At 23.1% G+C, this 12,489-nt stretch carries 11 protein-coding genes; 3 read left to right on the top strand and 8 right to left on the bottom strand.

Annotation, left to right across the window (positions count from 1 at the left end; genetic code table 4):
* Nucleotides 1-60: 60 nt before the first annotated feature.
* From AACL03_RS03260 to AACL03_RS03250, 3 genes are all read right to left on the bottom strand, one after another.
* The gene (locus AACL03_RS03260) at nt 61-660 is read right to left on the bottom strand and encodes a deoxynucleoside kinase (protein ID WP_339039275.1); all 600 of its coding nucleotides are present in this window, start codon (nt 658-660) and stop codon (nt 61-63) included.
* Nucleotides 661-1,146: 486 nt separating this feature from the next.
* Complete coding sequence (locus tag AACL03_RS03255; protein ID WP_339039273.1) at nt 1,147-1,827, bottom strand: hypothetical protein; 681 nt, start codon at nt 1,825-1,827, stop codon at nt 1,147-1,149.
* Nucleotides 1,828-1,947: 120 nt separating this feature from the next.
* Nucleotides 1,948-2,898, bottom strand: coding sequence for an IS30 family transposase (locus AACL03_RS03250; RefSeq protein WP_339038665.1), 951 nt, complete (start codon nt 2,896-2,898; stop codon nt 1,948-1,950).
* A gap of 160 nt (nt 2,899-3,058) precedes the next feature.
* Between AACL03_RS03250 and AACL03_RS03245 the strand changes: the two genes are divergently transcribed.
* From AACL03_RS03245 to AACL03_RS03235, 3 genes are all read left to right on the top strand, one after another.
* Nucleotides 3,059-3,580 (top strand): ferritin-like domain-containing protein, encoded by a 522-nt coding sequence (locus tag AACL03_RS03245; RefSeq protein WP_174481292.1) that lies wholly within the window; start codon nt 3,059-3,061, stop codon nt 3,578-3,580.
* Between the two features lie 327 nt (nt 3,581-3,907).
* The gene (locus tag AACL03_RS03240) at nt 3,908-4,459 is read left to right on the top strand and encodes a hypothetical protein (protein WP_339038839.1); all 552 of its coding nucleotides are present in this window, start codon (nt 3,908-3,910) and stop codon (nt 4,457-4,459) included.
* 231 nt (nt 4,460-4,690) lie between these two features.
* Nucleotides 4,691-5,167: a hypothetical protein gene (locus AACL03_RS03235; RefSeq protein WP_339038835.1), complete on the top strand. Its 477-nt coding sequence runs from the start codon at nt 4,691-4,693 to the stop codon at nt 5,165-5,167.
* 140 nt (nt 5,168-5,307) lie between these two features.
* Here the strand turns inward: AACL03_RS03235 and AACL03_RS03230 are convergent, their stop codons facing one another.
* The 5 genes from AACL03_RS03230 to AACL03_RS03210 all read right to left on the bottom strand — a co-directional run bounded on the left by AACL03_RS03230 (nt 5,308) and on the right by AACL03_RS03210 (nt 12,392).
* Nucleotides 5,308-6,552: an ISNCY family transposase gene (locus AACL03_RS03230; protein ID WP_339038837.1), complete on the bottom strand. Its 1,245-nt coding sequence runs from the start codon at nt 6,550-6,552 to the stop codon at nt 5,308-5,310.
* A gap of 396 nt (nt 6,553-6,948) precedes the next feature.
* Entirely contained in the window at nt 6,949-8,532 is a 1,584-nt protein-coding gene (gene metG, locus AACL03_RS03225) for a methionine--tRNA ligase (protein WP_339039271.1), read from the bottom strand.
* A 100-nt stretch (nt 8,533-8,632) separates the two neighbouring features.
* Nucleotides 8,633-9,388: a hypothetical protein gene (locus AACL03_RS03220; RefSeq protein WP_339039269.1), complete on the bottom strand. Its 756-nt coding sequence runs from the start codon at nt 9,386-9,388 to the stop codon at nt 8,633-8,635.
* Between the two features lie 137 nt (nt 9,389-9,525).
* Nucleotides 9,526-10,827, bottom strand: a complete 1,302-nt coding sequence (purB, locus tag AACL03_RS03215) for an adenylosuccinate lyase (RefSeq protein WP_339039266.1) — start codon at nt 10,825-10,827, stop codon at nt 9,526-9,528.
* A gap of 2 nt (nt 10,828-10,829) precedes the next feature.
* Nucleotides 10,830-12,392: an adenylosuccinate synthase gene (locus tag AACL03_RS03210; protein WP_339039264.1), complete on the bottom strand. Its 1,563-nt coding sequence runs from the start codon at nt 12,390-12,392 to the stop codon at nt 10,830-10,832.
* Nucleotides 12,393-12,489: the final 97 nt, after the last annotated feature.

Raw genomic sequence — 12,489 nt, 5'->3', positions numbered from 1 at the left:
AATTATTAATATAACATGAGAAAAAATGACTAAATAAAAATTTGATTTCAATAAGAAATTTTATTTTATATAATCAATTATTTTTTGCACTATTTCCTTAGGAGTTAAATCATTAGTGTCAATTACTAAAAAATTAAAGTTATTTTTTTCTTTTTCATATCACTGTTCATATTTTTTATTTAATAAACTTCAGTATTCATGAGGTACATGTTTTTCTGATTCACGACCACGAAGGTTTATGCGTTCAATTGTGTTTTTAAGATTTGCTTTTAAATAGACAATTAAATCAGGTTTAATTTGTGGATCAAAATAAAGTGATGAAATAATAACATTATTATAAAAATTTAAATACACTTCATAATCTCTATCATTCATATTGTTTTGAGCTTTTAATACTTCAACGAAAATAGGATCTTCTAAAATACTGCGATCAAAAATAACATTGTTAAAATTTTGTGCTTCTTTTAATTGTTTACTTCGTGCCATCAACATAAATACTTGCATTTTAAAAGCATATTCTAAAGGATTTTGATAAAAATCATCTAAATAGGGATTACTAGTAACTGGCTCGTCCATAATTTTATATTTTAATAATTTTGCTAATTCTCTACTAATAGTGCTCTTACCAACACCAACTACACCAGATAATACAATTTTCATTTTTTGCCTCCCATAATATATGATTACAATTAATTTATCTTAATATATAAATTTTCTCCCTCCAAATAAAAAAACATTTAATAAATTAAATTTTACTTTTACTAAAACTCGTTGCTTATATTTTCAAAGATTAACATAATATCAATTACATTTTTGAAATTATTGATAATACACTTTCTTGATTCTATATACCCTTTAATAACTATATTTATCATAACATAGAATTTATTGATAACGATACTACTACTTTTTAATACCTAAAGAGTTATCAAATAAATCAAATTGATATATTTATAAACTAAATTTTAAAAATAAAAGAGAAGTAAACTACAAACTAAATTACATTAATATAAACAGTAATCACATTAACTATTATATTTTCTTTCAAACTTGCTTGCCGCTTATTTAATTTAAATATACAAGAACTATTTCCCTTTCCATTCTTGATTCATACAAATTACAATCACAGTATACATCATTTTTTATTTATAATTTTGCTGATTTTGATTTAGAACTACTTTTTAAAAACTGATTATCATCATTTATTTTTTGTCTTTCAAATTCATTTGAGTATACAAAATTATTAATATATTTTATATTGTGATTAAAATCTTCTTTAAGAAAATTATTAGTATAAAAATTTTCATCATTTACTTTACACTTTGAGCAATCTTTAGAAACAGCAATTTCTTTCCAGATATTCTCTTTAAATAATTTAATTTCTTCACGATTTTCAATTTCTTTGTCTTGAAATTTTTTAATTTTTTCTTCCAATTCTTTTATTTTTTCTGCAACTAATTCTTCATTTGTAAATATTTTTTCATCTGTTATTAATTCTTTAATATCAATAATAACAGCATCAAAATATGAAAAAGCAGTTTTGTCTAAAATAATACCAAACCCTATACTTGCTAAACCTCAAGAAAGATAATTTTTAAATTGTTTAAGGAATTCTCAAAAACTATTAAATCTATCACTAGTCATTTCATTTTCAATATAAGCTGTAAATAAGGCTCCCATACAACATAAACAACCTAATTTAAAACCGTGTATGATTAAATTTTTCAAAGCATTTTTTCTAATACTTGAAAAAATAGTTGCTATATTTTCGTTTGAATTTACATTTTCAATATCATCATTAATTGATTGATAATTTTGAATAGGCATATTTAAATATCCTCCTTTAACATAAAAAACTCATTACTTTAAAAACCAAGTAATAAGTTAAACAAAAAACTTTAATATAAAATTTTAGAATTATAAGCTAAATTGTAAAGGTAAGTGCAACTAAATTATTTTTCTATCCAAATATTCGATTGGTGAAAGATAATTTAGTATTTTTCTCGGTTTTTGATTTAAAGACAATATAAATTTATGAACTTCATTTTTATTAGTTTTTGAAAAAATAAATTTTTTAGGAAATTTTTCTCTAATTAAACCATTAGTATTTTCATTAGTACCTCTTTGTCAAGGTGAATATGGATTGGCAAAATAAATTTTTACATCTAAATTTTTTTCAAGTTGTTGTCAATTTGAAAATTCTTTGCCACGATCAAAAGTAATAGTTTTAACAATGTTTTTAGGAAGAATTGATAAATAATAACTGACATTTTTATTAATAACTTTAGTAGTTCTGTTTTTAACTAATATTGCTAAAGTAAATCGTGATACTCTTTCAACTAAAGTTATTAAACATGATTTGCTTTTACCTCGTGATGATACTATAGTATCTCCTTCTCAATGACCAAGTGTTATACGATCATTAACATTTATATCTCGTTCTTTAATTGATTTACCATTAAACTTGCCACGATTTTCTTTAGATTTTCGTTTTTTACCTTTTCTTCTTAAATTTTTACTAGTAACTTTATCAAGCATTCCAAAATAAATTCAAGTATAAATTGTTTTAAAACTAATAACTCATTCTTTATGAAAATTTTTAATTCTGCCATAAATTTGTTCAGGTGATCAACCTAATAGTAATTTTTGTTGTACATATTTTACTAAATTCTTATTTTTAAACTTATGAAAACTAATATGTGATTGTTTTCGATTTTCAGCTTTATTTTGTGCAATTAATGAAAAATAATGATTATTATCTTTATTTCTATTAATTTCTCGAATAATAGTACTAATACTTCGATTAAGATTTTTAGCTATTTCACTAATTTTAAATTTAAATTTCAATTGATTCTCAATATAAATTCTTTCATCTATGCCAAGATGTTTATAACTCATATAAAAACTCCTTACTTTTTTCTAAACTAAATTTAGCATTATGAAATTTTTATATGAGAATTTTTTGCAATTTTATTTACTTGCACTTACAAGTATAACTCAGCATATATAGTATTAAAGTAGTATAATACATATAAAGCCAAGAAAGAAGGTGTATTTAATGATTAAAAAGATTAACGATGATCTAAATGATTATATTAGTGAACATCTAAAATATCAAATGCTTAGTTTTAAATTAAGTAATGATGCAAATCAAAAAGGATATCCTGGGTTTGCACGCTTCTTCCAAGTAGAAGCAGCTGATGCTGTTGTTCATATTCGTAAAATTTGTAACTATTTAATGGATCAAGATGCTCAAGTTGAAATTAAAGACATTAAAGTTCCAACTTTTACTACAAAAAACATTGAAGAAGCATTAAAAAAATTAAAATCTACTAAAGAAGAATTACTTGATTTTACTAATAAACTTGTTAAAAGTGCTCGTGAAAATAATGATAATTTAACTGCGAAATTTTATGACTGATTCTTAATTGATTTCTATGAAGAAATTGCTTATGAAAAAGACTTATTGGATTGAATTGCAATGTCTAATAGTAACCTTTATAAAATTGACAAACGTTTACTAAAAACTGAAGAGCCAGATACTTTAAAAGTTATTGTTCCATTTTATGAACCCGAATAAATTTCATATTTAACTCTTAATTTTCACCAAAAATGTATAAAAAAATTATACATTTTTTATTTTTTTTATAAAAATTTGTTGTATTTTTTTGTTTTTCTTCTACTTGATAGTTTAAACTGCAGTTAATATTTCTGCTTTTGTTTCCAAAGGTAATTGAGATTCTATTAAGCCCCTATTCTCTCATTTTTGTTTGCTGTCAATATCGAGTGAAAATTTCCCAAAAATATTTATCAAAAAAAATAAAAAAGAAGTAAAATTTAACAAATAAAAGTTGCTTTGTTTTGAAAGTAAATATTTTTATATTTACTTTCAAAGGAGAACAAAATTATGAAATATTTTAGTCCAAGTTATTGATTTAAATTGTGAGTATTAACTGCTCCACTTTTAAATAATAAAATACAAGGTATTAATGGTAAGTCAATTGATAATTCAAATATTAAAAATTGAGTTAGAAAAAATACGACTAGTTTAGATTTAGTAAATCAACAATTAAATTTTGCAAGTAATAATCAAACAGATTTTATTATTAACAACCCAACAACAAATAGCAAAATAAATATGAATAAACATCGTCATGAAAAACACAGAAATCGATTAAAAAGAACATTAAATGGTAAAAACGAAATAAGGGGTAGTTGAGGTAAAGTAACTTGTTCATTTACACCAAAAACTTTTGAAGGAATAATAGCTGATTATCATTATTGAAAAGATAATCCTGCATGAGAACTTGGCGAAAAATTTAAAGAGGATATGATGCAACGATATAATTCTAATGATATTTCAATTACTGCAATTTTTCCATGAACATGAAAAGAAATACAACAAGTAGGTAAAACAATTTGAGATAATAACAGAAGATGAGAAATATTATCCAAATAATCGTCTTGATAATTTAGAAAATGATTTTCCAGATTGAAATAAAGATATAAAAATTAATTTAGGAAAAATTAATCATAACGTTGATAACGAAATTAAAAGTGCCATAAAGAAAAAATATCATAATTTTAAATTATCAGAAGTTTATTTATTGGATAAATCTAATTACTCACACTTTATTGGCTATTTTGAAAAAAAATAATTGTTGGTACTTTTAGTCCCTATTCTTATGGTTTGACAAAACCAACTTTTACCTATGTAACACAAGATAAATTTAATGAAATTTCAAATATTATAGCAAATGATTCAAAAGTTAAACAATGATTTGCACATATAAATGAATGAAATTCTACTTTACCACAAGCAATCAATAATTCTAAAACATTTAATCCTCAAGCATTATATAATTGAAAAAGACAAGAAAAAGAAATAATAAAAGGTTATATAAGAGATTGAAGTTATATTTCAACTTTAATTGAACATGAATTAAACAAAAATATTCAAGGAATCAAAGCAGATTTTGAAACTTTAAAAAAACAAGTTAATGAACTTGACAACAGACTTCTAAATCTAGAAAATAAATCAAATTTAAATTGTGAAAACACATTAACTATTGTTAATGGTGCTTTAAATACTATTCCCATAATTGGTAATGTTGTTGGTGGTATTACAACAATGGCTTCTGGTGCTTGTGCTATTGGTGGTGTATAATTTTATTTTTTATATCTTTAAAATCAATTTTAAGGCATCAAATTTGCTGCTCGACAAACGATTTAAAATTTTATATAGTTAAGTATTCACAAAAATAATCTTTTATAAAAAGAATTTTATCTAATTTTAATTTGGTATTATTAGTATCCATATCTTCAAGGATGGTTTTTATTTGGTATATAAACCTTTTTAGTTTTTATCAACTCTTCTTTGATAATTGGTTTTGGTGCTATTTCTTTTAATTCATATATTTGATGATTATAACTAAGATATAACTCATTAATAAACGATTTAAGTACAATTACATCAGTTCTAGGTTGTATGTATTGAACTTTGCTATTTTTATAAGGAAAATACTTTTTACCATAATATGTTATAGTTGAACCACTATCCGTTTTTCTTTTAGAAAATCTTGAAAGATAAATATTTATTTCTTCTTGGTTTGGAGCTTTAATCATAGCAGATTTATTATTATCAATAGGTAAGGCAAATTGCTTATTAAAAATACTTATATATATTTTAAGAAATTGATTAGCTTCTTCTAAATTTTTAATTTTATTAAGTCTAAGTTCACTAATTAAGCGACTTTGAAGTGTTCCAAATAAGCGTTCGATTCTACCCTTAGCTTGTGGAATGGAAGTTCTAATAATTTCAACACCTAAATCATTACAAGACTTTTGGAATTGAGTATAAGTATCATTTTCCGTGTTTATTTTGCCAGCATCGATTTGTTTTTTATATCCAAAAACTGTTCTATTATCAGTATAAAATGTTTTTGGTATGCCATATTTAGTTAAAATTTGATAAAAAACATTATAATAACCATCTAATGTTTCTTGATGATCAAATCATAGTCCGACAATATTTCCTGTAGCATCATCAATTGCAGCATGTAAAAAAGCTTTTGGTTTATCCTTACCAAATCAATGATGATTACTTGCATCCATTTGAATTAATTCACCAAAATTTGTTCTTCGGTTTCTTGTAGGATGCAAGTTATTTTTCTTATTTTTATGTCTTTTTGGTGAAGTAATTTTTTCTTTAATTAATATAGTATAAAGTGTACTATATGAAATTTTAATTTTTTCTTCATTGTTTAATTTCTCATGGAAATGTTGAAAATTAAAATTATAATATTTGGTTTTATATAAATTTATAATCTTAATTTTGATTTCAAAATTTGTTGTTTTATTAGAAATTTTATTTCGGGATTTATGAATAAAACCAACTTTACCTTCTCTATTGAAAATTTGAATTAATTGGTTAATTCTTCTAATAGTTAGGTTAAGTTTATTCTTAGCTTGATGTTTAGATAATTTATTAATAATAATGTCATTTATAATATTAAACTTATATTTTTCTTTCATAGTCATGCTTCTTTCCATATTTATCACCAAGTATATTTAACTTTACTTTTGGGAAATTTTCACTCGATAACTAATAGGAAATTATCACTAAATAATGACACTCATTTTTGTTTGCTTGCATTTTTTGATTGTTCTGATAAAGGTTGCTGTAACTCTGGAATTTCAGTACTTATTAATTTTCATACTTCATTTAAAGATGTTAATTTTATTTCTTCTTCATTTATTTCGGTTTGGATTTCAATACTTACTAATTTTGATTGATTAATTGTTCTTAAAGACTCCTATTTTTTTTCCTTTTTTTCTCTAATTGCATTTTCTATTATTTCTTACAGTAATTGGTATTTCTCCAATTCATACAAAATGAATTGGATATTTATTATCTATAACTGGCATTTTTTTAATAACTCTTATATTTTATTTAAATGCATTGTTTAAAAATGATAATTCATCTTCAATATTTAATCTTGGAAATAATAACTCTTTTTTATTAACAGATTTATTAAAAACTTCATTCAAGTTGATATTGACTATTGGTTTAGTAATTTTTAAGACACCCAATTGTTCATGAATTTTTAATGAACTATTAACCAAAATTGGACTTAATAAAGCACTACTAATAATTAAAATATTTGCTAATAAATTTAAAATATTATGTAATTCAATAGTTTTATTATTTTTATGTAAATCTCATGGTTTTGTTAAATCAATTAATTTATTACCACTAGTTATTAATTTAAAAACGACATTAATTGCTTCATGAATTTGATACTCATCCATTTCAATATTAAAATCATTAATAGTACTTTTAATAATTTTAATTATTTCTATTGCTTCTGGTTGTAACTTATTTAAATTAACTTTGGGAATTTTACCATCACAATATTTAATGATCATTGTAACTGTTCGCGAAAGCAAATTACCTAAATCATTAACAAGATAAGAGTTATAACAATTTAAAAATAATTCATGACTATATTTTGCATCATGACCAATAATAATTTCTTTCATTAAAAAAAACCGTAATCCATCTGTACCATAACGATTTACTAATACTAAAGGATCAATAACATTACCTTTTGATTTTGACATTTTTCCTTCTTCATTAGTAATTCAACCGTGGGCCAAAATTCGATTTGGCTGTCTCAAGTTTAATGCCATTAATAAAATTGGCCAATAAATCATATGAAAACGACTAATTTCTTTACCAACTAAATTCACAATTTCACAATTTGAATCTAGTCAAAATTTTTTAAAATTAATGTCATCATCTTGTAAATAACCTAATCCTGTTAAATAATTACTTAATGCATCAATTCAAACATAAATAACATGTTTTGGATCTTCTAATACTGGTACCCCTCAAGTAAAACTCGTTCTAGTAACACTTAAATTTTCTAAACCTGGCGTAATAAAATTATTAATCATTTCCGTTTTACGATTAAGTGGTCATAAAAATAATGGATGTTCATCATAATATTTTAATAATTGTTTAGTATATTTTTCCAATTTTAAAAAATATGATGGTTCTGATAAAGTAGTAATATTACCTTGACATATTTTACATGTATTATTAATTTTATTAATTTGACTATCTGTCAAAAATTCTTCACAAGAAATACAATATGACCCTTCATATTTTCCCAAATAAATATCATTTTGTTTTAATAATTTGCTAAATATTTTCTGAACACTTAAAATATTATTTTTATTAGTTGTTCTAATAAATTTATCATAATCAATATTTAAGTTTTTTCATAAATTCTTAAACCCAACAACAATATCATCAACAAATTTTTGTGGAGTTTGTTTATTTTCATCCGCCTTTTTAGCAATTTTTTGACCATGTTCATCACTTCCAGTTAAAAAGAATACTTCATAACCTTGCATTTTCTTATAGCGAGCTAAAACATCAGCAATAATTGTTGTATAAGCATGTCCCAAGTGTAATTTAGCACTAGGATAATAAATAGGGGTAGTAATATAAAATTTTTTTGTCATTATTTGCTCCTAAATTTAATAATTATAATTTTACATTAAAATAGTATTATTTATTGTAATACTTATTTAAATTAATAATATTTTATTAATTTTTATTTTTTTATAAAATCGAACATTTTTGTTGATATTGATTTTCATTAAAACCATTATCAGAGTTAACAGCATCTATATCAACGTTTAAGTAAAACTGATAATCACTATTTACGTGTGAAATAACACTACTTTTTTCATTATCATAATTATTTACTGGTAAATACTGATTACCGTTACTCATTAATGGTTGATTTTGTAATTTTCTTGAACTTGCAAAATCATATCAATGTCTCAAAAGATCATTTTTTTCTCATTGTCTTCTTTTTTCTTTTTCTATTTTTTCTAAAATATTATTAAGTTTTAAAATTTTTAATCCAACCTTTTTCAATTCTTCTTTTTGATTACTTATATTAACTTTTTCACATACTATTTTGTTAATTCGTTTTTTTTCAAAATTATAATAACCAAAAGTTAAAAACTTAACTAATTTATTCTTAAATTTAAAAATTTTACTTGTTTTTTGTTTTTCGAAAATTTCTAACTTTTTAATACTATTTATATTATAAGAAAGAAATATAGATTGTTTTTTAATATTTGACTGCAATGTTTTTTCACATTTATATTTCTTATTATTAATATAATATAATATTATTTTTATTTTATTAATTTTCTTTTTTAATAAATTAATATCTATTTCTCCATTATCTTTTAAGTATCGATCATCTAAAACATCATAAAAGTGTTCTTCACTATCATAGCTTGTAATAAAATTAAAATCTTGATCTATAAAAGGAAAACTATTATCGATTTTGTATTTCTTCATAATTTTCACTCCTTAAACTTATATAATCTAGTGACTAATTACAATATTTTCTTAATCTTTTATTTTTATTGATTATTAGATAAAATAAAAAAACAAAAATTAATAAATTAAATGCTAATTAAATTTAATATTAAACATTATTTATCTTTAAAAACTTTTTTAAAAATATAATCAACATTTATTAAAAAAATATTATTATTACAACATTCATTTAACTGTTCACTAGTTAAATATTGATTAATATTATTCTTTATTAATACATCTTTAAAATTAATCATTTTATTTTGTGCTTCTAAAGTGCATTTTTGAATAAAATCATAAGCAATTTCACGTGTTATTTTTGGATTATTTTTAATAATAGCCAATAAAACTACTTGTGAAAAATAAAGTTCATTAGCTTTAGCAATATTATTTGCCATGGCACTAGTATTAATTACTAAATTATCTAAAATATTTGTCATTCTATTAATAATAAAATCTAATATATGATAAATATCAGGTAACATAATGCGTTCATTAGAACTATGAGAGATATCACGTTCATACCATAATAAATTATTCTCATATACTATACTATTATAACTTCGAACTAATCTTGCTAAACCACAAATATTTTCAGAACCAATTGGATTTTTTTTATGTGGCATTGAACTTGAACCTTTTTGTGAAATAGAAAATCCCTCTAAAAGTTCATTAACTTCGCTACGTTGACTCAAACGAATTTCTAAAGCTATTTTTTCAATTGTTGTAGCAATTGAACTTAATTGTGTAATTAAAAAAATCAAACGATCACGTTGTACTACCTGCGTAGCACAACTGTCAACTTCCATTTTTCATTTTTTGGCAATAAATTCACTAACTTTTGGCGAAATATGAACAAAATTACCCATAGCACCCATAATTTTAATAACTTCAACTTGTTTTCTTGCCAACTCCAACCTTACTAACTGTCTATTTATTTCATCGTATCATAAAGCAAATTTTAATCCTAATGAAGTTGGTTCACCAAAAATACCATGACTGCGACCAATTACTAATTGATTTTTATATTTAAACGCTAACTCTTTTAATTTAAATTGTAAAGTAATTAAAGCTTTTTCAATAATTTCATTTGAAAATTTTATTTGTAGATTTTGGACACTATCAACCATATCAGTTGAAGTTAAACCATAATGAATTCAACGACTTTCAGTTTTTAAGTTAGCACTTAACATTCTAGTAAACGCAACTACATCATGTTTAGTTTCTAATTCTAATTTATTCATTAATTCAATATCTAACTTAGCATTTTTTTTAATTAATTGAAAATCTTTAAAAGGAATTATATTTAAATGTTGTAATGATTCACAAACATCAATTTGAAAATTCATTCATAAGTTTAAACGATTTTTCATATTTCAAATATTAGTCATTGCTTTTGTTTCGTAACGTTCAATCATTTTTACTCCTTAATAAATATAGTTTGTTTACGATCTGGACCAACAGAAAATATTCTAATTGGAACACCCACCAACTCACTAATTTTTTTTAAATAATTTTTAGCATTTTCTGGTAATTCATCATAACTAGTAATATTAGTAATATCTTCATTTCAGCCAGGCATAGTAATAAAATGTGGTTGACATTTATTAAAGTTATTAATTTGAGAAGGTATGTATCTAATTATTTCGCCATTTAAAGTATAATGCGTACAAATGCTTAATGTTTCAATACCAGTAAGCACGTCTAACAACATAACAGCTAAACTAGTAAATCCATTAATTTGTGCACTATACTTAGCAATAACTGCATCAAATCATCCAATTTTTCTTGGTCTTTTTGAAACTGTGCCATATTCATTACCAGTCATACGAATATAATCTGCTAATTTACCAAAAACTTCACTAGGAAACGCACCAGCACCAACTCTTGTACTGTATGCTTTAGTTACACCAATAATTTCATTAATTGCTTTTAAAGAAATACCTGAACCAATAGCAATTGAACTAGCACTTGGATTAGAAGATGTTACAAAAGGATATGTACCATGATCTAAATCTAATAAAGTACCTTGTGCTCCTTCAAATAATATCTTTTTATTTCTAACTAATTGTTCATTTAAAAATTGACCAGTATCAATAATTAAATCTTTAAAGTATGGTAATAATTCTAATAAACGATTATATATTGTTTGCGCATTAAATTCTTTTTCATATCCATAAACATTTTTTAATATTTTATTTTTAATTAACAAATTATCAGTAATCAATTCTAATAGTCGTTCCTTATCTAATAAATCGCCCATTCGAATTCCAATCCGATTAACTTTATCAGCATAACAAGGTCCAATTCCTTTTTTAGTAGTGCCAATAGCTTTATCACCCTTAATTTTTTCTTCATATTCATCAAATGCTAAATGATAAGGTAAAATAATATGAGCACGATCAGAAATTCGTAAATTTTGACAACTAAAACCAGCAGCTTTTAAATATTCAATTTCAGAAACTAATTTTTCTGGATTAACAACACAACCATTAGCAATAACACAATATGAATCTTTATTAAAGATACCAGAAGGAATAATACTTAATTTATATTTTTGATGATCAAAAACAATTGTATGTCCGGCATTATCACCACCACTTCAACGAACAATAACATCAGAATTTTGACTATAATAGTCAGTTATTTTGCCTTTTCCTTCATCACCTCATTGACAACCAATAATAGCAGTAGTTTTAAATGGTTTTGGTTGATCAATTTTTGATATTAAAATATTTTTAGTATTAACAATTTTATTAGTAATTTTTTGATTTTCTTCTTTTATTATATGTTTTGACTTTTCAAAATCTACTTTCATCTTATTAACGATTGGCTTAAGAGTGTCAGTTTTTATTGATTGCGTTTTTACTTTAGTTGCTTTTTTTACATCTTTAACTTTTGGTTTAATAGTTTTATTAAGTTGTTCAACTTTAGTTTTTGCCTTTTCTACTGTTGGTTTGATTATATTTTTTTTTGCTTTCATATTGTCTCCTTTATACTCAAAAAAAAGTATTTATAAATTTATAAATTAATTATATAATTATTTAATAATGATTATCAAAATATTGTTATTAAAAATA

The sequence above is a fragment of the Spiroplasma endosymbiont of Andrena trimmerana genome (assembly GCF_964019575.1).
GTDB lineage: Bacteria > Bacillota_I > Bacilli_A > Mycoplasmatales > VBWQ01 > Spiroplasma_E.
Note: the sequence above shows the minus strand (reverse complement) of the source record. Positions and strands in the feature narration are given on the sequence as shown.